Annotated in this window: 15 protein-coding genes and 1 pseudogene; 7 read left to right on the forward strand and 9 right to left on the reverse strand. The window is 41.4% G+C overall.

The features are described 5' to 3' along the window. Window positions 1-40: 40 nt before the first annotated feature. The 5 genes from AC0VZ8_RS18490 to AC0VZ8_RS18510 form a co-directional block, all read right to left on the reverse strand. A complete protein-coding gene (locus AC0VZ8_RS18490) occupies window positions 41-4,480 on the reverse strand; it encodes an S-layer homology domain-containing protein (RefSeq protein WP_475483970.1) in 4,440 nt (1,479 codons plus the stop codon). 158 nt (window positions 4,481-4,638) lie between these two features. Further along, complete coding sequence (locus AC0VZ8_RS18495) at window positions 4,639-7,233, reverse strand: winged helix-turn-helix domain-containing protein (protein WP_475483971.1); 2,595 nt, start codon at window positions 7,231-7,233, stop codon at window positions 4,639-4,641. Between the two features lie 76 nt (window positions 7,234-7,309). After that, window positions 7,310-7,912 (reverse strand): histidine phosphatase family protein, encoded by a 603-nt coding sequence (locus AC0VZ8_RS18500; protein ID WP_475483972.1) that lies wholly within the window; start codon window positions 7,910-7,912, stop codon window positions 7,310-7,312. Window positions 7,913-8,843: 931 nt separating this feature from the next. Then, a complete protein-coding gene (locus AC0VZ8_RS18505) occupies window positions 8,844-9,467 on the reverse strand; it encodes a hypothetical protein (protein ID WP_475483973.1) in 624 nt (207 codons plus the stop codon). Between the two features lies 1 nt (window position 9,468). After that, the gene (locus AC0VZ8_RS18510; RefSeq protein ID WP_475483974.1) at window positions 9,469-10,608 is read right to left on the reverse strand and encodes a hypothetical protein; all 1,140 of its coding nucleotides are present in this window, start codon (window positions 10,606-10,608) and stop codon (window positions 9,469-9,471) included. Window positions 10,609-11,006: 398 nt separating this feature from the next. Between AC0VZ8_RS18510 and AC0VZ8_RS18515 the strand changes: the two genes are divergently transcribed. The 3 genes and pseudogenes from AC0VZ8_RS18515 (at window position 11,007) to AC0VZ8_RS18525 (ending at window position 11,990) form a co-directional block, all read left to right on the forward strand. Next, entirely contained in the window at window positions 11,007-11,159 is a 153-nt protein-coding gene (locus tag AC0VZ8_RS18515; RefSeq protein ID WP_475483975.1) for a YhjD family protein, read from the forward strand. A 184-nt stretch (window positions 11,160-11,343) separates the two neighbouring features. Next, window positions 11,344-11,482 (forward strand): annotated as a pseudogene (polYB, locus tag AC0VZ8_RS18520) (DNA polymerase IV); the annotation flags it as partial. A 316-nt stretch (window positions 11,483-11,798) separates the two neighbouring features. Then, window positions 11,799-11,990, forward strand: coding sequence for a hypothetical protein (locus AC0VZ8_RS18525; RefSeq protein WP_475483976.1), 192 nt, complete (start codon window positions 11,799-11,801; stop codon window positions 11,988-11,990). Between the two features lie 197 nt (window positions 11,991-12,187). Here AC0VZ8_RS18525 and AC0VZ8_RS18530 read toward each other — a convergent pair whose 3' ends face one another. After that, window positions 12,188-12,559: a hypothetical protein gene (locus AC0VZ8_RS18530; protein WP_475483977.1), complete on the reverse strand. Its 372-nt coding sequence runs from the start codon at window positions 12,557-12,559 to the stop codon at window positions 12,188-12,190. 447 nt (window positions 12,560-13,006) lie between these two features. Next, the gene (locus AC0VZ8_RS18535) at window positions 13,007-13,153 is read right to left on the reverse strand and encodes a hypothetical protein (protein ID WP_475483978.1); all 147 of its coding nucleotides are present in this window, start codon (window positions 13,151-13,153) and stop codon (window positions 13,007-13,009) included. A gap of 289 nt (window positions 13,154-13,442) precedes the next feature. Between AC0VZ8_RS18535 and AC0VZ8_RS18540 the strand changes: the two genes are divergently transcribed. The 3 genes from AC0VZ8_RS18540 (at window position 13,443) to AC0VZ8_RS18550 (ending at window position 16,450) form a co-directional block, all read left to right on the forward strand. Beyond that, complete coding sequence (locus tag AC0VZ8_RS18540) at window positions 13,443-13,814, forward strand: SH3 domain-containing protein (RefSeq protein WP_475483979.1); 372 nt, start codon at window positions 13,443-13,445, stop codon at window positions 13,812-13,814. Between the two features lie 653 nt (window positions 13,815-14,467). Beyond that, window positions 14,468-15,877, forward strand: coding sequence for an N-acetylmuramoyl-L-alanine amidase (locus tag AC0VZ8_RS18545; protein WP_475483980.1), 1,410 nt, complete (start codon window positions 14,468-14,470; stop codon window positions 15,875-15,877). A gap of 12 nt (window positions 15,878-15,889) precedes the next feature. Further along, window positions 15,890-16,450: a GerMN domain-containing protein gene (locus AC0VZ8_RS18550; RefSeq protein WP_475483981.1), complete on the forward strand. Its 561-nt coding sequence runs from the start codon at window positions 15,890-15,892 to the stop codon at window positions 16,448-16,450. A gap of 1,339 nt (window positions 16,451-17,789) precedes the next feature. Here the strand turns inward: AC0VZ8_RS18550 and AC0VZ8_RS18555 are convergent. After that, window positions 17,790-18,140, reverse strand: coding sequence for a hypothetical protein (locus AC0VZ8_RS18555; RefSeq protein WP_475483982.1), 351 nt, complete (start codon window positions 18,138-18,140; stop codon window positions 17,790-17,792). Between the two features lie 45 nt (window positions 18,141-18,185). Further along, window positions 18,186-18,773: a hypothetical protein gene (locus AC0VZ8_RS18560; RefSeq protein ID WP_475483983.1), complete on the reverse strand. Its 588-nt coding sequence runs from the start codon at window positions 18,771-18,773 to the stop codon at window positions 18,186-18,188. 1,443 nt (window positions 18,774-20,216) lie between these two features. Between AC0VZ8_RS18560 and AC0VZ8_RS18565 the strand changes: the two genes are divergently transcribed. Beyond that, complete coding sequence (locus AC0VZ8_RS18565; RefSeq protein ID WP_475483985.1) at window positions 20,217-20,390, forward strand: hypothetical protein; 174 nt, start codon at window positions 20,217-20,219, stop codon at window positions 20,388-20,390. The last annotated feature ends 517 nt before the right edge of the window (window positions 20,391-20,907 follow it).

A 20,907-nucleotide genomic window follows, 5' to 3' on the forward strand; every position in this document is an offset into this window, starting at 1 on the left:
CAAGTCCTTCTCTTATTCAACACTCGTTACTTCATCCCTTTTATTTTACCTCCATGGCGCGCCAAATCACGGTAATCGCTTCTGCACGGCTAGCATGAGATTGGGGTTTTAACATGTTGTTGGGATAACCCTTCATGATTCCATGATCTACTGCAATCATCATCGCTTTCCGTGCCCAAGCCGCAATCTTATTCTGATCGATAAAGGTTTTGTTAGTAAGGGAATGATCCAATTGATAGGCTTGAACCACCATTTGTGCCATTTCTTCGCGTGTAATGAAATCGTCGGGGCCAAAGGAAACCGAATCGTATCCGTGAATAATTCCGTAAGCATACGCTGTTGAAATGGCTTGCCTCGCCCAATGATCCGTTGTATCAGCGAATTCCTTATTCCCTTTGCTAGTGAGTCCCAATGCTTGAACCAAGATTGCAGCGAATTCTGCTCGACTCATCATACGGTCAGGTCTGAAGCTCCCGTCTGTATAACCGTTCACAATCCCTTTTTCTGCGAGATTCTCAATGTTCTTTTGCGCCCAATGACCTTTTATATCGGTAAACGCAACACCGATTTCAACAGGCACAATCCTTCTCGCAAAAATCGCAAATCGAGTAACGCGGTCGGTAGCACCACTTATTATCCCCGCATCCCAGTCTATGTTGAGGTTATCCAGCGCTACCCATTCCTTCGTTTCTTCATTAAACTGACGAAGTTGGAGCTCATGACTGCCTTGTTGTATGGTGTTGGCGTCAAATTTCAGGCTGATGGTTACGTCTTGATCGAATGTTCCGGTTACATCTTTCTTAAACTCAACGACTTTACTAACTACTCGCTCTCCTTCAGATAGAAGAAATTTATCACCATCTGGAAGTGTTAGATTTATGGATAAACAAAATGGTCGATTCAGTGCTTTAGCAGGGATGAGAATCTGCCCCCCTTCAAAAGCAATGGTTCTCCCTTCCAGGCCTACAAGAAAGGCGTTGTTCGGCAGTGAACATACATGGCTAACGTTAGTGAGATTTGAATCGCTTGCTTCACTCGCCTTCTGCGTTATCAAGCGATACCGGCTGGACGTCACGTTAACGGCATTACCTGTTTGGTCTTGTGCTCTTACATGCAAGTACCAGTCACCGTCAACGCCGCTTATCATAAGCGTGGCCTCGTTCGCAAACGGTCTCCAGCCTGTGGCTGGTATGGACGAATCGGTCGTCCACTGAAACTCCAGCGAGGCTTTATCTATACCGCTTCCAGAATCAATGACCGTCACCCTCGGTGTTACCGATGTAACCTGCATTTCGCTTCCATTAGGGTAAATCGTAATCATTGGCGGCGTATGGTCAATCTTCACGGTGATGTCAAGGAATAACGTATTTCCTGCTTGATTGGACGCCTCAAATCGAATGTTCGTCTCGCCTTCGCTCGATATATCGATGGGTGCTTCGTTGTCGTAGACTTGTGAAAGTCCCCCGTTCAGCGTATAAGTCAGATTGGAGATCTCGCTGACTGCCGATTCGGCATAGACGCTCAAGGTTACGCTCGAGCTGCTCCATTCCCCGCTCGTATATTCACTTCCGTCCGCCTTCACTAGTGTAGGCGTCAATGTGATTCCGGTTGTGCTGATGCAGACTGTGCGTCGTTCAATCGATTCATTGCCCGCTGTATCAACGGCTTTGAACGAGATGTTATGAACACCTTCATCACGGAGGACGATATCAGATAAATAAGGGCTCCACGACACTCCGTCATTTAGCGAATACGTAAATGAAGTGACGCCAGACTCGTCAGATGCTGCTGCACTTACGTTAACCGTTTGATTGCTCCATGTGCGATCAACGTATTCCATTCCATCCGCCGTTGTCATCGTAATAGCGATGGATGGCGGTGTATGGTCAACGGGACGTGTCAGGTTATCGACCATTCGATCCGTTAAACTGAGCAACGCATTGTTTGCCAGGTCGGAAATGGTTCCGGATAGTTTATCGTAGGACAGGAGAACTTGCTGGTCTTCTTCAATTGCTTTCTCTACGTTAAAAACAAGCGTATCCGTTCCCGATCCGTTCACCCGAGTAATCGTAGAAGGCTTCCCGTCCGTTGTAATTGCAATTCCACCGGCGTTAGTGAGGCTGACTGCTTCATCAAAGGTCACAATGACGCTGTTCGGATGCCCGCTTTCGATCTTCGCACTGGAGATGGTTGGCGGGGCAGCGTCCCATTCGAGGTTAGCTGCAATTCCTTGTAGAACAGGAAACATGACTCCCTCCTGTAACACCCAGATTCCACTGAAGTCCCACTCGTTAGCGAAGAGTGTATACTGTTTCATTTCTGATGTAAGCCGCGGTTCACCTTTGCCCGTATCGGATTGCCCGGTCGTTTCCTTATTATAGAAGCTCGCCGTAACCGTACCGAATTCCCGTCCGACCAGGCCGCCGACTTCGCCGCTGCCGGTTACCCTGCCGACGGCATAAGTAGTCTTGATGTCTCCGACATTCCTTCCCACTAGGCCGCCCACGTCGTAACGACCGGAAACGGAACCGATTGCGTACGAATCATGCACCTTGCCGCTCTCATTCCGTCCCACGAGGCCCCCTACAAAATGCATTCCGGCAACGCCTCCGGCGGCAAAGGACAGGTTAACTTGGCTATTCATATCATGGAGTCCGACCAATCCACCGACATTGTATTGACCATTAACTTGACCCGTTGCATATGCATTATTTACCAAACCCGTATTCAAGCCGATTAATCCACCGATGTGACTGTTTCCGCTAACGCTCCCGGCAGCATACACAGCTTCAGTTACACTTCCTATGCTGTTCCTTCCAACCAAACCGCCGACTTCGTCTTTTCCATTGACCGCAACACTTGAACTAGAACTGCCGATCGTTCCGTCGTTATTCCCGACCAGACCACCTGTCTTGTCCGCTCCGGTAACATTTCCTGTAACATGAACCTTTATAATCTGACTGCCGGGGCCGTTCTGTCCCGACAGCATGCCTGTCTGAAGGCCGCCGGTGACATTCCCGTTCTTCAAATGAACATCTCGAACCTCACCACCAGCAATAGTCCCGAACATTCCGACACTCATTAAACTGCTCCTGTTGATATACAGGCCTTTAATATCATATCCTTGGCCGTCGAGCGTACCTGTGAACGGAGTGCTGTCATTACCGATCGGTTCAAAGCCGAAACCGTTCCCTGTACTCGTAGCCCACATATCGGAGCGACTGTTGTCAGTAAACGTCGTGTCGAAATCAATATCCTGCGTCAATGTGTAATTCGTTGACAGATCCATGGCCATCAGCTGCAGTTGATGCGAGTTCCCGATTGCGGCCGACCATTCGGAGCGAAGGAATGGGCGCGTCGAATCCTCGATCATAAACCAGTCATTGTTGAAATCCCAGCCTGAATAGCTCGATTGGGTTAGTGCCTGTGCAGTCGTGAGGCTGCTCGCGGTACAGGATCCATATGTATCATATCCACAGGCGCTATTCAAGCCGACCGTTTCGGCATCCCAGAAACTGTCGCTCAATTTTCCACTGTTACTCCCAACCAGACCTCCCACAGATTGATCGCGCCCGCTAACGTTCCCAGTGGCGTATGACTGAACAATCAATCCGTGGCCCGTGCTGCCCACAAGACCGCCGACAGCACTTCTACCATGGACAGTTCCCGTGGCATATGACTGGCTAATGAGAGCAGAAATATTATAACCGACCAGTCCACCGACGTGTTCAGCGCTCCCGCTGACGGCACCCTTGGCGTATGAACGGATGATTTCTCCACCTTCATTGTCCCCTACTAACCCGCCGACTATAGCGGCGCCACTAATCCTGCCGGCCGCATAGGAATCACTCACCGTCCCGTCATTACGCCCTACCAAACCACCGACATAATCGGCGCCGGTGACGGCATTCGTAGTGTAGGAGGAGGTTATTTTACCGTGAATGCCATTGTATCCTGCCAACCCTCCGGCTGTGGCCATATGGCTTCTAACCGATCCGGTAACGTAGGATCGGTGAATGGTTCCATCGCTACGTCCTGCCAGCCCCCCCACATGGTTGTTTCCTATGATTGATCCTCCTTCGAGAGCGGTATGTTCGATCACCCCGTTGGAGCCTACCATCCCGAATAGGCCGACCATGTCCATCTTGGGCTGATTAATGGTCAGATTACGGATGGCATGACCCGCTCCATCGAAGACACCGGTGAACGGGTTATTGCCGTTTCCGTCGTAGCCGATAGGTACAAAGCCAGCCCCATTACTCCAATTTGCCGTCTCCGAAGCATCGACATCCGCTCCGAGCTTGTAATGAGCGTTCAAATCATTACGAACGGCGTTTAATTGATTTAACGCTGTAATGACGTAAGGATTGTTCGCCGTCCCATCACCGGACATGGGATCATTCGGAAGGGCGAATGCTTGAAACGGAATGATGCCGATCACGAGCAATAATGCCATCAAAATAGAGAAGATGCGTCTCATCTGGTCTTTTCTTCCTTTCGTTATTCAGTTGCCACGATGAACATTATATTGGATTTTTCGCGAGTTCGAATCTAACCCCGGTTATAGGCCCGGTTATAGATCACACCATAAAAAGAGACCCGCCGTGCGGGCGAGCCTGCTGTTACAACCTATGATGTTTAACCCTGAAACTCTTGACCTCTTGTAATCGCCTCGACTCGGTTTTTCGCCTGCAGCTTGCTGTAAATGCGGTTGATGTGCGCCTTCAAGGTCCCCATTCCGATACCGAGCGATTCAACGATCGCCGGATTGTCCATCCCTTCCTCCATATAACGAAATATCGCATATTCGCGCGGTGTCAGAAGCTTTTCTAATGTTGCTTTGCCTTGTGCCGAAGATTCGGCTGTTCCTCCGAAAGCGGACAATATTCTCCGCACATAGGCCAGTGAAGGCGCGTTTTTATCTCGAATATTCCCTTTTTGACGATGTTGGACATATTCCCCTAACAGCTGTGCCACCAGATGGCCTTTATCAACAAACACACGGATATAATCATCTGGTTTCGCAAAAATAAGTGCCTCTTCCAGCTTGAGCAGCGCTTGTTGCGGCTTATCCATCACCTGCAGCATCATCGCCTGAAGCACTTGGAGCTCCAGGGCGTCCATCGGACGATGGCCTTTCACCGCGATTTGCAGCAATCTCTCAGATAACGCCCGTGCCTCCTGGATCTTGCCGGTCTCCATCAACACCCTAACGAGAAAGATATAGACGAATAGCTGATAAACGGATACCGGATCATCAGACGAGACCTTGTAATGATCCCTCCATTCCACAGCTGCGGACAAGTCTCCGGATTCCATTCGCAGACGAGCCATTTCGACATCGAGCAAGATCGGGGCTGCCTTAGCGCCATCCTCAATCGCCCTTCTATAGGCTTCTTCCAGCCATTTTTCGGCCTGACTGATGTCCTGCCTGGATGTGCTGATCCGTGCCAGAAAAAGACTCGCGGGAACGTATACCTTCTCTGGTTGGTAATGCGCCTGACTCGTCCCATGTAATCCCCGTCTCAAGTAATCCTCCGCCTGCTCCAGCTCGTTGCGTTCGTAGAGTAATTCGCCATAACAAACCACGACCGAGTCCTGCAGACCCATTGGTTTCATGAATTCGATCATGCTCAAAAAGAACGTATCCGAAAGGCCCCGAGGCAAATGCTGGCCCCGCTTGCCATTGTATGACCTGTATATAGAAGGAGATAGAGGCATATGAGGAGATGCGAAGATCAGATCCGTCCCTGTTGGACTATGCTGAAGTGACAGACGGATATAATCCAGCCCTTTGATCATGTCCATGTCGTATTGGGTCGCTTTAAAGTTCCTGACATAATACAAGTATCCCAAATAGCGATCATTCTCTTCCGGACTCCAGCTTGCCGAGGAAGCAGCATAATGCTTCTCTGCTAGCTGTAAATACCGTTCCGACAGCTCCAGTTCCTGAGACCACAATAACGAAAATATGTACGAGAAAAAGAGATAAGGATACTGCATAAGCAGTTCCTCGGGAATTGCCGACAACCAAACCTTCATGGTCGAAAATTCCCGGCGGACCATTAAACTTCTCATCTGCTCTAGCAAATGGATCGCTTCCGAATAATAGGAACCAGCCAAGTAATAATCTATCGCTTCTTCGAGCAATCCCTGGGATTCACACCAGGACGCGGCCGATTGGAAGAGCACATTCGTCTTAGCCGGATCCAGGCGTCGCTGCTGCTTCAGCAGAAACTCGCCGAATACATGGTGAAACCGGTACCAGTCCCTGTCCTCATCCAGCGGGATAAGGAACATGTTGCGTTTTTCCAGCTCCGCCAGCATCCGTGCACCGTGTTCGCCAGCTACAACCTTACATAACTGCCCGTTCATCCGCTGTAAAATGGAGACGTTCAACAGAAATTGCCTCGTTGGCTTATCCAACGATTCAAACACTTCTTCGAATAAATAAAGCTCGACACGTTCGGGGTTGGAATGTACGTACTTGAAAGCTCCCCTCCCCTCACCTTCATGAATAGACAACGAGATCAGCCTAAGCCCTGTTACCCAGCCCTCGGTCTGGAATTGGATTCGTTCAATCTGCTCCCTCTGCAGCTCCCCCATCTCCACGATGTGGAAGAAATCCACTGTCTCCTGCAAATTGAAACACAAATGCCGGGTATGGATTTCCTGGATCCAGTCCCGACTAATCCATCTCGACTTCAGAAATCCATGGATGCTTCGACTTGAGAAACAAAGATGCACGCAGGAAGGCAAATACTCGATAAAATACGAAACGGACGCCTGGATATCCGTATTATTTATGACATGCCAGTCATCCAATATCAGGATAACCGGCTCATTCAAACCGTTCAATTCGTTTAACAGAGCAACCATAAACGGCTCGTATTGGCCCGGGCTCAGCATTGCGTTTGAAGTACGGACGGAGTCAGACAAACTACCGATGGCCTGCTCGATCGCTTTCATGAAGTAGTTCCAAAATCTTATGAGGTCATTATCCTTGTCATCCAGCGATAACCACCCGACGGGTCGGTCCAGTTGTCTGGCCCAATCACTGACCAGCGTCGTTTTACCGTATCCGGCGGGTGCGGTCACGAATGTCGCCCTGTGGTTTAGTCCCGCATTCAATCGCGCAAGCAGACGGGGACGTGGAACCGTTTGATTATGGGGCTGGGGCAGTTTCAATTTCGTTAGAAGCAAGAAATGGCTTTCATCTCTCTCTTGTATCATGCAACCTCTTTTCGTTAGCCTCTGTGGGCCGTAGATTTGGTTTTATTCTTGATAAAACCCGAAATTCGGATTTTTGTCAACGGGTTAAGTGCACTGTGTTGGCAAAATCGATTAATGTAAAGCGTCCATTACAACACCTGATATGAGTTATAGAACATTCTGGGACCAGATTACTTTGTGCAATGATAAAGTTCGGGTGTTTATGGTTCAACTCTTCCTCGGTAAATTCGTTTACCATAAAGTCTGTGATCAAACCGCCATGAGTCACAATAACAATGGTTTCGTATGGATGTTGATGAGACAGCTCTAATAAGCAGGAAGTCAACCGCTCACCGGCTCTTCTTGCGGAATCTCCAACTGGAGGCATATAGTCTCGTTCCTTGGTGCAGCGATTCCACATCTCAACAAACTCCTCAAACGTTTGACCAGGTGAGTCTCCCCAATTCGCACGTTCCCGCAACCGACTGTCCTCTGATACGGTTATATGAATTGCTTCAGCCACAATCTGAGCGGTCTGCTTTGCTCTATTCAGCGGGCTGCTAATCATTTTATCAATGGACATTTTACTAAAATGATTTGCTGTTTTACGAGCCTGCTTTATCCCTTCGGGTGAAATGGAAACATCTCCAACATGCTTTTCTTTCTCAGCATGTCTGACAAGGAAAAACTCTGTGCTCATATCATCATTCCTTTCATACATCCACCAATTAGATAATGATTAAATTAAATGAATATCTAATTAGATATTACATTGTTTTGGATTATATGGAAAGACACAACGCCGCGGTTAACGGATCATAAACAAAAAAACCGCCAAATTGGCGGCTCGACCTTGCATGTATTTTTGTTAATGACCTTGATTCGTTTCGTTTGGCCAAATCTCAGCTGCTTGTTTACGTCCATGCTAACACATTCTGTGCAGTTTCTTCGAGCCCGTTCCTCTTTCGGGCGGCCCTCTTATAATACCTGGATTTCAGGTGATTAATATCATTCCCTACCATGAACTTCGTTATACAGTCGGAGCGGGAAAAATACTTGAAATTACTAAAAAGAGTTCCCCATAAGTATAAATTATGACTTCCGAAATCCGGTTATTTTAACATTGATGGTCTTCATTGTTCTTCAGGCCAAACTTAAAAAGCACGTGCCGATACTTAATCGGCACGTGCTCGTTTATTGCTTTAACTATTTCACGACATTTTTGCTTGATACATATCCTATTAAAGAACCAATCAGACTGACAGCATATACGACTATTACGCAAATGTATCCAAATGCTTCGTATGAAACCGAGGGCAAGAAATATCTTAGCCCATATACAGGCCCTAAGATAATTATTCCTACAGGTATTGAAAAAAGGATTGAATCTATGAGATACATTACAAAAACACAAGCAATAGAGACAAGACAGTAAACGGAGCTAAACTTCATAAAACTAGTGCTCTCTTTGTCCCTAAAATTAATGTAAAAACCCCATAGCATCCACAAAAGCAAAAAGAGTAATGTGCTCACTAAATGCAGAGTTGATGGTGGATTGCCTTTTAAGTAAGCACTGAAATTAATAATTGTGAATGGTACACTAAGAAGTAAGCCTAAAAATATTTTTAAAATCATGGTTTACTCGTCTGAACCAGGGTGAGGTAATTTTTCTGAGTCCGTGGGGTCACTTGAGTCGCTCTGTGCTCATCTTTATTTGCAAGTGTGGCTTTTGAAACATCCCAGTTTGTACTGCTTCCAAATACTTTAAAGTTTGCCCATTCATATATATATTCTACAACGCCATCACATCTCATTTCTGTGATTTCGCTCGGTTCAACATAAGTCCCGACTTCAAAGTCTTTGTAGTTGACTTGGAACGCAAGACTGTACGTAATATTTTCAGTTTGCAATGTTCTAGCAGTCCCAACAAATGTATCTCTATTGGCTGAAGTTACAGTTCCATTCGGACGATATACCCCAATAAAGTTTTTACCATTTAAAAATCCTACATATGTGGTGAAATCCACATAACCTGAGCCCGAATGATGAATGATTGGATTGGTGTAGGAATTTGTATCTGGCTTATTCATAATGCCGGCATGGTCTGTTGCATTAAAGAAAACACCATCTCTATAGATAGCATAACCTTGATTGCCCGTTGCTGCATCGACATTATTTGATCCAAGACCCGCTGCAGCAGAAATCATGAAAGATGCAGCCAAAGCAAGTTTTACTCCCAATTTTGTTTTTTTCATATTATTTCCCACCTCCTACGCTATCCAACCATTTATGATTTCCTTTGGTACCTTCTTCTTTAATGTGAGTAAGTGCCTTTTCTCCACGTTCGCGCAAGTTATCATCTTCAACGGTCGATATCACAGTATTTAATGAATCGTAGAGATCGGTTATAGGATGCATCTCCATAGCATTGATGATTAATTCAATCTCTTCTAAGCTAGGATTATTTAACAAAATCTCATTTAAAACATCAAAGTTCTGGTCAATTGCGTAAACAATTAATTCACGATCGACATTGCTTTGTTTGAGGATCGTTAAGATTGCCTCTTTTGATCTCAAATCCGATGTCGCAAAGAACGCTGAATCTTTCAATTTAGGACTATAATTTTCTGAATTGATAATATCAAGGCTGATATTAATCAGTTCAGTTTCTTGTGAGTTTTGAGATAGGCTGGCCTTTCCATTGTTGTTGCTCTTAATTAAGTGAGAGGTTGCCTTCAGTGCAGCGGAGATTTTTTCCTCGGGATAATTTTTATATTCGTTAAGGATATCCTGCGAAAGACTTAACGCCAGCCCTTTATCTAAAGATCTAAGTTGTTTCATGGCTTGAAACGAAAGCATTTCCTCTTGGTCCAATACCAAGGATTCTAATAAAGGAACATCCGCTTTTTCAAAATGGGTTGTTGCGATGATTTTCTCCTGTATTTCTCTGTCAAAAGATTTATCTTTCAACAGCTCCTTCAATTCATTATTTCCATTGTTTTTGTTCTTCGCTTGATACAATTCCAACATAGCATTTCTTGTTACCGTTGTTTTTTCCGTATCTTTAATTAGAGATAAAAGCTCTTCATTTGAAAATTCATCATCTCGATCAAAAAGTTCGGCTGCAAAAGGAATTAATTCATCAACATTTGTCACGGGATCAATTTTTTTAGAGACTTCGTCAAATTCAGTCACGAATTCCTGCTTATCAAGTTTCTTTAATTCATTTTGAATTTCTATCTCGGTTTTTGCGGTATAACTTTGCAACACGTCTGGATAAGCAACAACAACACCTGTAGATAAGGTCAGGAGCATAGCCGTGCTTAAAGTCATGGCCTTCAGATACTTAGACATCTTCACTTCTCCTTTGATTTTTATTTTTTGTGGTGCAACCATGCCGCGTTCATTTCTCCATGTGTGTTATGGTCCCCTTTCCTGGTATGGAAGTAATTGTATTCATTTTAATAAACACCAATAAACCAAAAAAGTTACATAAAAAAATAAAATTAGGATAAAAAAGTATTTTCAGGTGTTTATGTACCAAATTAATTCAATCGTGATTATCCGAGAAATTCATTCTTTTCGGTGTTGATATAAATTGGACAAGAATAGACTTATTCTAATTGCCAAATATTTTTTAGGGAATTTAATCGTAGTGTTCCTTTATGATTTTACAACTTCTCTGAGCGTCTCAATTACGCATCGCAAATTATAACAAATTCATCCATTGATTAGGGAGCGTATGTTTGATTATAATACAAACATACGTTCCTTTATTTGAGGTGTAAAAAAATATGAGTGTCGGATTAAAGTTGGACGAAACCAAATTAGTGAAGGATTATATATTACTCCCGCTTCTACTCGATATCCTTGAGAACGATCGAGCTCAACTTTCTCGATCAGATGTGAAAACTTATGAACTGACAAATGTAGTGATCGACCATTGAATGGTTTAAAGGTTTATGAAAACAAAAAAACAAGTCTTGGGGTAGAAGTTGAGTTTGTTTGTAGAGGATATCACCTGCTTTGGGGGCTCATCTAGGCTGAAATTGAGCAAAGATCTTACAATTATCTCGGATTTAGAATTGAGGACAAGGGGTGGCTGGTTTGAAATCAACTAACCGAGTAGTCATGTTAGGGGATTGTCAGAGTACAAACACCTTCCCTCGGTCGTTGCAGGTGACCCGGAGCGTCGTTCTGGTATTGTTCTGGCAGCGTGTCCACTTGCAAAGGAAAAGGCATAACGACAGCTGGAAGGCTTGGTGAGGCGTTCGTTACTTTTCTTAACGGCCCTGTATGGTTTTTACTTTTTTAAATCAGAATATGTGGATGGGAAGGATGTTAAGGCTGCTGATTTGATTTAGGAAATCCAAATGGTATTGCTGAAAGATTTAGAGCGGTTAATGACTACAGTCATGCCCTTATAATGGTGCCTTCCCAAATTTCCATCAAGCTGATCATGGTCAAGGATTAGTTTACCAGTACTATGTTTATAAAAGGAGAGGCTGGTGGTCTCCGTGATATTCCTAACTCCACTTTGAATATGCCTTTTTATGAGAACATGTTTTGCGGAGAACAAGAAACTAATGATTTTCCAGATGAATACTTCAAGCTTAAAATATGGCCGAATGTTTAACCAAGATTATAAGATTAAGGCTGCTATTGAACTCACCGTTTCAGATGATAGTTTTAAATTTAGTTGGAGAATAACTGATGTGGATTCTGATTTTGCCGAGGGAGAGCTTTTAAGAAGACTGCAGGAAAAGAATGATAAATAAAAATTCCAAAGTGTTTCAATTAACTTCCAATGTATCCAATTAGAAATAACCAAAGAACTCCAACCGCACATTGCGACTGGAGTTCTTTTAATGTTTGAGTTATTAGATCTAGCTAAATTATAAGATCAAGATACTTAACGGTTTTCAGCAGTAGTAATCTGGATCTATAGATCCATCCTTCACCACTATGATGTTAATCAAACTTCGTCAAGGTAATAGCTTTGTATCCAACCCCATTTTTGGAATTTATAGCTATAAACATTTTTCCAGGTTACTCCATCCACAACGACTGAATCATGACCTCCGTTTACAAGATCCCCAGCGTAATGAGATCCAATATATGCTCCGGTAGGAGATGGGGTTGCTCTGAAATTTGAAGCTGCATTGACTCTATAGTCAATAGACATAGGAGTAATTACATCTCCCGATCCCGAAGTGATTTGAGATTCCTGCGTAAATTGTGTATTAGGATTGATTACTTCAGTAGAATTATCGGATGCAAATGCACTTGTAGAAGGAATTACCATAGTTGCTGCCAGCAATGAGACGATTACAATTTTTTTCTTCATTCGAGGATCTCCTTTGAATTATAATTTTTTTTAAAAAAATACAATTCTCCTTTGCATTTACTATTCTCTTATTTATATCTAATAAGGAACATACATAATATACCATAGATTTCTAAAATAAGGAATATCATATGATTGATACCCTCAATATAAAGGAAGTAACCGGCTGACGGTTCCCGAAGTGGGAGCCGTTGGTGTCAGTTTACCTCTTCTGCTCGAAAAAACAGACCAGGTTACTGCACATTTGCCATTTTGCATAGAATATTTTGATAACCTGTTGTCATGATATTCGACATTATCTGTATACCTGAAACGGTTACTGTGTTTGTGGATTTCTAGTTGAATGTCTTTGTCTAGCTTTGAATAGATTATTTTCCTACTGTGCGGAGTGTAGTTACATATCTGTTTCGTAAAGTTCACCACACCACATTCATAGTGCGAATATCTCTAATTGGTCAGGTTTTCATACTTCCTTGTATCAAGAATAGGGATGTCGATCACAACAACGTGTATCTTGGCATCAATCAACCATTGCCACTCTTTTAGGATCTCTCGCATGTTATAGCCAAACCTGTTGATAGACTTAACAAACAAGGTATCGCCTTCACGTAAAATACGCTTCAGGAGCTGATATTCAGGCCGGTCGACATTTTTCCGCTGGACTTGTCAACAAATAAGTATTCATCAGGAATTCCCTGTTACCGTAACATTGTTGATTGTCTACCAGAACTATTTGTAACATTACTTATTTACAAATAATAGAAATATATGTTATATTATGCATGTTCTTGACTGGAATTAATAGGATGAATAGTGATAGAAAGGAGAAAAACTCTAGGTTTTTAATGTATTTACAGATTCTAGTACAAACAAAGGAGATCAAATGATGAAAAAAATTGTCGCAGTTTCTTTGATGACAGCAGCTATGGTACTTCCTGCAACAGGTGCATTTGCATCTGATAGTACTGATCCAATCAATTTTAATTCTCAATTTACACAAGATTCTAAAATCACTTCAGAAGTTGGAGATATTTCCATTTTGAGTACTACGTGGAGAATCAATGCGGCTTGTAATATGAGAGCAACCCCATCACCTACCGGAGCATATATTGGATCCCTTTACGCCGGAGACTTGGTGAACGGCAATGAACAAGTCGTGGTTGGTGGGGTAACTTGGGTTAATGTTTATAGCGAAAAATTTCAAAAATCGGGTTGGGTTCAAAAAACTTACCTGACTGAGTATGGTTTTCGCTGAAACTGACTGATCCAGATTGCTTTCGCACTGATACTTATTTAAACGATTTCATTCGCCAAATTCAATAAATTCGCTGGATCAAATCACAACAATAAAAAAACTCCAATCGCACTGTGAGATTTGCGGTTGGAGTTTTTAGCTGCTCCTTTTGGAAACATTGATTCGTTAAACATCTAGGTACTTAAATTATGTACTGAAAACACAATAGACAGTGATAGGTTTGAATAGAAAATTATTTATTTGATATTTATTATCCGAAATATCGTTACTTTATTAATGGATCATACGTCTTATAATATGGATGGGTTATCATAGAAATGTCCAATACGATGCTGTCGAAAACTTTATTTCTGCAAGTAAGCTCATCATCTAATGGATTTTATGGTTCTTAAGGATTCCGTTATTTAGGAGGTGAATAATGACGAAATTACTTGATTTTTCTCTTCTACTTTCGCAACTCCCGTTATGCATATCTGTAAGAAATGTACTTAATAACAGGATTATAATAAGGATGGTCTTTTATAAGTAACTCCTTAAATCTTGTCAATATAATAGATGTAGACGAGAGAATCCATGGTGTTTTTTTACACTGGATAATTAGTTGTAGGTATGCTCATGAAAAACAATTAGCAGAAATTAAACTGAGGTGTAAAATGAAGAAATCCATTCTTTTAATTCTATTTAGTGTATTTTTTTTTATAGCACTACCGCATCATAGTGATGCTGCATCTAACCAAACTAAAATTATTTTAGATGGCCAAGAAATTGCTCTTCCTGAGGATGTTGAGGTTGTAAACGTTAAAAATAACGTGATGATCCCCATTCGGGTAGTTGCTGAAAATTTGAAGTTTAAAGTTGACTGGAACCAAAAAACTCAAAATGTGAAGATACAGCAAAACTCTAAAGTAATCTCTTTAACAGTTGGTAAAAAAGAAGTTATGGTTAATAATGACCAAAAGATCCTGAATATTGACTCTCAAATTATAAAAAACACAGTCGTTGTCCCAATACGATTCGTTAGTGAAGAGATGGGACTTAAAGTAAGATGGAACAACACAGACAAAATAGTCACTTTGGATAGTAACAACACACAGCCCTCTCTCCCTACAACTGGTGAGGAATATGAATCTGAGTTAAACCATGTTAATGAAATTAATTATGCAAACAATCAGCTGGTTGTTTCTTTAGATAAAGAGGTTACCCCAGTAATCTCTAAATTGACGAACCCTGATCGGATAGTCGTTGATCTGCCCAATACTACATTCGGAAATATGGCTGAATCTCTAAATTCAAAATCGATAGGTAAGTTAGATATAAGTGAGGTACCTAATCTTACAGAAATAAGGTATTCCTTGTTTAATCATGATCCAGCGCAGGTTCGAATTGTAATTGAGTTGAATAATATAAGTGCTGTAGAATATACTCCACAGTTTATTCAAGATAAGTTGATTCTTGATCTGAATATTTCTGGTGAGATCAGTAGTACTGAGCCTGTGCCTCCTGTTTCAGGTAAAAAAATCGTAATTATCGATCCTGGGCACGGTGGAAGAGATCCTGGGACAACCAGTTTTTCCAATAAACATGAAAAAGACTTTACTTTATCCTTGTCTCTAAAAGTCCAAGCACTGCTCTTAAAGGAGCCTGAGATAGAAGTTGTCATGACTCGTGAGGAAGATGTATATCCCACTCGCACAGAGCGTGTCCAGTTGGCTAATAAATTAAAGGCTGATGTATTTGTATCGATACATGGTAATAGCGTGGCTGCTTCACCCCAGACAACAGGTACAGAGACTTTCTACTACCAACGTAGTAGCAGTAAAAATTTAGCTGATGTAATTCATAAGCATTTGATCGAAGCCATAGGGCTAAAAGATCGTGGTGTGAAAAATGGTAGCCTACAAGTCATTAGAGAAACAACGATGCCGGCAGTCCTTTTAGAAATTGGATTTTTAAGTAACCCTGAAGAAGAAGTAGCATTGTTTTCAGATTCCTTTCAAGATAAAGCAGCTCAAGCTATCGTTGATGGGATCAAAGAATATGTGGGAATAACAGCAAAACCATGAGGATGTGCTAATATGAAAAAAAGTGTGTGCATTTCTATTCTGTTATGTATCATAGCAATGGCTGGAGTAGCCTGTGGAAGTAAGCCTACTACAAAGTCAGGGGTTTCTTCAGTTCCCAACCAGGAGATTAACTCTGCAGTAAATGGAACTGATAAGGCAGTAGATCAAGTTAATAATCAAACTGAAGAGATTTTTGTTTACTACGTTGATTCTCAAGTAACGGAGTTAAAACAGAGTAAGACAGAAATAAATTATTCGAATAGTATAGATAAGTATGAGAAGGTATTTAAAGCTTTGCAAAGTAAAAGTCATTCTGATCTTGTATCTTTATGGAGTAAAATCGAATTAAACTCTATGAAATTCCATGATGGAGTGTTAGCAATAGATGTTCATATTCCTGATGATGCAAGACTAGGATCTGGTGGTGAATTGTTAGCTTTGGATGCATTAAAAGAGACAATGTTTCAATTTGAGGAGCTAAATAACTTAGAACTTCTTATTGATGGAAAAGCCTTAGAAAGTTTCATGGGGCACTCTGAATTGGAACATCCAATTTCTCGTAACAATCAATAAGGATGAATAATAAGCATAAAAAAATCTTTGCCCACCCCTAAGGGTGGGCAAAGATTTTTTATTGCAGAGCACGCGAATTCAACATTTGGACAGCTACTTCCCGGAACCATTCTGTCGTGTTTGAACTAATATAAGTGTACCTCATATATGTAGGAAATGAGAAATTATGCGGAGTGGTGAATATTACGGCTTGTGATGACAAGCTAATTATCTAACGAAAACCCACCGATGCGGTCAACCTCATCCGGTGGGTTTTCGTTTAGTTTTCTACTGATACAACAATATAGAAATTGGAGCAGAATTACGTATAATTCGTCTGCTTTCCCTCAAAAGCATCCATTATATAGAGACAGTTTGCATAGTACAACAGTCTCTGACTAAATATATACTGACCCCCATCACTTTCTATTGCAGCTTCCATATTTTCTACTAGGGGTCCCGCCAATAGCATCGCTGTACCCGCTATCGTACTGATCTTCCCCGATGTATCCTGCTACTGTCAACCGCCACTCCATCCGGATAACTCAACATTGCCGAGAACGTCGGTCCTCCGTCTCCCGAATAGCCATAGCTCCCCGTACCTGCTACCGTGCTTATTTTCCTGATACATCAACTTTCCTATACGGTGGTTAAAGTAGTACGAGATATATAGATTTCCGCGACTGTCTACTGCCACTCCACTAGTGTAATTCAATTCAGCCGACGCGGCAGGTCCCCCATCCCCCGACTAATCATTGGTACCTTTGCCTGCTGCTGTGTTGATGATATAACCGCTGCTTGCAGCATGGACCTTTCCTCCGTTCAGTTCTGGGACCACTGTTGGGATCAATAAGAAAGCCAGAATGATGGCCATTAATTTTTTTTATCTGCTTACAATTTTCCCCCTCCCAAGGCAAATTCCTATGGTTCTGCAATTCCGTATAAAAATAGACGTACGACCTCATCCGCCAAAACCTCCGGTTTTTTATATATGCGAGCTTTTTGTGTCAGCAGTTTATTGATTAATATTCAGCATAATATGTACAATTGTTGCTACCTGAAAAAATCAAAAGAAGCCCACGGGAATATAGTATTTCCTTTTCTCCAAATTCATCTAATCGGAAATAGGAACATGTTCTTGTCCATTACAGCAATCGGAACAAGTTAGGCTCGGGATAAAGCTTGTTCTGAAAAAAAAAAGCCGCTAAAATAGCGACTTTCAATGGGACAATCTTCTTGTCCCTCGACATGCCCTTGGCTCGGGATATGAACTTGTACCGATAAAACAATACCTTTTCACCTTCTAGTCCTTCATCTTTGAATGTTAGACCGGAGAAAACCGTATTCGATGAAATTATCTTTATTTTTTTTCGTAAAAATAACCTCTTTCAATTACCTGGTTTGTATCTTCGGTCACTTCCTCATCAATATCTAGGTTAGCGACTTCATCTCTTGGAAATTGTTTTGGAAAAGGAGCATAATAAAAATCTCCATATTCAGTTACTACCCTTTCCGCTGGTTCCGTTCGAGCTTTTCTTTCGTATTCAATTTGCCAATCTTCTTTTTTTGGTGGAGTGGTGTCATTATCATTAATAGTCGAGTCTACAACTTGCTTATTATCTATAAGTTCTCTAATTATAAAAAAAGCGCTCATTAATACAAGACAACATGATGCAATGATTATAGATCTTCTTAAATACTTCTTATTCATGATCACTCCCCCCTTCTAAGATGTTATTTGTTGTTGAGGAAATACTTAGAAGATAGCATCAATATATCCATTCCCTGAAATTGCATAATCGTTCAAATTTGTTACCATTACTTGGTATGTACCAGGAGGTACGTTCCATATCTCTGCTGTGGTGTTCGTGTGTGTAAATCTTCCATAGATGAGGACTGGCTTTCCAAAATAATCTCTGTTAACGAGTGTATAATTCACTTGGGGGGATTTGTTACTATTAGTAGCCCACTGAACAACAGTAATCTTGAATTTAGTTGCTGAAGAAGTGAATTCACCTGAGAAGTGGGCCCCACCAGATGGACCGGGTGGTTGCAAATTATCAAAAGCCCAAGACATATTAGCCATAGGTTTAATATTTCCTTCTGGTTGAGTTTCTGTGGGTTCTACCATCAATGATTCTATAGGAATAGCATTTCTTACTGCCTCGTGATATTCTTCCTCAGTAAGTTCACTTAGAATTGAGTCTGTATTCACAATTTCAGAATATGGCGGAAATCCATTCACCCAATCGTTTTCAGCAGCCTCTACATTAGAGACACTACCAGTATGTAAACCTACAGATGTCAATATGACCACTAACATTGTTACAAGCATTTTTTTCATTGAAAAATCCTCCTCAATCGTTAATATGAAACTTTAGTTTATTGTATCTTCTATCTCAAAACCTCCTAACAATTGGAATTGTTTACAAAAAAACCTTAACACAAGAGTTTATATTTGTAAAATAAGCAATATATTTATAGTTTAAGTAATTAAGTTAATATCAACCTAGTCGGTGTAATTGTCCCTCTCCAATAAATAACGCATCTATCATGAACTTAGTTATGCTTTTCTAACGTTTCGTTTGTGAACTTCCCAGAAACGCAATAACATAACCACGCTTTACACAAAGTTTATCGAAAGTAAGATCGTTTAAACTCTGTTAATAGAGGATAGTTAATCCGAATTTAAGATATGAATAGTTTCAATTTAATTTTGTTTCATTATGGATGCTGATAACATAAGTAAAGGACACACCACTGACGAGAATGTGTCCTTTGCTCATTGATCAACTACGAATCCGGATATCTGATGCTCACTGTTCAGGACCATACGCCTCAAATTCCCAAGATTGAATATCCGTATATCGTAGCCCAAACCGTCCCATACACCCGAACATACTATTTTGTTTGATCAGTCGAAGACTAAACGAAAACCCACCTCACACGGTGGGTTTTCGTTTAGTCTTCTCCGTTACCTGGCGATTCTCTGATGTTTTAGAGCAACTTGAATACGTCCGATCGCTATTCGCAGATTTGAAAATCCTTCTAATCATTAGCAGTCTGCGCGTTGCTTTTGGGGGTCAACAGCTTTAGACCGATACCAGTCACAAGCTCTCTGGTAGGGTAGTTTGTGCGATTTGATTTTTGTGGTCCAAGGTGTAGGATTTCTTTTGTTAAGTAACGGTAATCTTGCCGTTCTTGCCATCAACGGTTCCACCCAGCAAGGCCATCAATTCTGTAACCGGTGAGTACGTCGTAAGATCAGTTGTCCGGAACGTCCCTTGGCCTCTGTAACGTAAATACTTTCCTTATATAGCTTACGGGAATGAGATCATTCATGGATAAATATTCGTTCAATGAAAATGTGTAGTAATAACTACTAGCCTTAACAACATTCCCATAGCTCCAAATGAATCATATCGAGGCCATTATTTTTCTCAGCACTGCTATCCAAAACTTCATGATTTAACAAACTAACCATTTGGTGGATATCCATCATAATCTTCTCCTTCTCTCGCCTTTAATTTACTAACTATAAAAGTGTGAGAAGGAAAAAATTTAACAACATCCCATATTTCTTTTCAATACAGGTTGTGATCTTGGTGACGAAACTCTCTTTGATAACTAAATTTGGGGATATCGCCAAGAGAATAAGGCAAAGGTTCGCAAAACCTTCATCCTCGGTTCAAATCCAAGTGTCCCCTTTTTCTAAAAAACCAAAAGCGTGCAGTAACGGTTTATACACGTTTAGGATTGTGTGAACTGTACTCGTATTAAGGAATGGATGAGAAACAATCAGGTTCAGTTCGAGGAGGTCGATGTTTCCTCAATGTCAGACCTGGAATTGAAAAGTCAGATCAAAGGTGTTCCCTATACAGTAATACAAAACGGAGCCGAAAAAGTAGTAGTTCTTGGGTTGAACGTTGAAAAATTATTAACTAGTATGTTTATCAGCTAATACCATATGACCTCTTCATGCAGGGCCAGTTATTTACTGGTCCTTTTTTATTGCAGTTAGACTCTAACTTTTTTGATGTGATGATCTTATAAGTAACAACTGAGTAGGAATTCCATGTATGCCAATAATTCAATTAGATCATTCGTTAATTGAATGGCCAGTATAGAGGAGTAGACCTCCTTCAAATTTCCAAGCATCTAGAACTCGTTTTGCTCTCTCCTCTCCTTGTATTTCATAAATAGAAGATACGAGCTAAAAAACTTCAATCATAAAAAATAATTTTTGGCACTAAGGTGTTGGTAGTTCATACACCAATTGATATCACAAATTTTCAAATATTTTCAAATTATTCCATAACCATCATCCAAAGTTCTGCGTTATAAACAATAGAAGCATTTAAGTCTCTAATCACCAAGATTGTCTCATGATGATATTTATCGAGTTTTTATTGAAATATATCTGATCATAAAAACATTCACACTTGAGACTGGACTTTCGATCATTTAAGGAGGTGATG

It is taken from the genome of Paenibacillus sp. QJM3NY_38 (assembly GCF_056173265.1).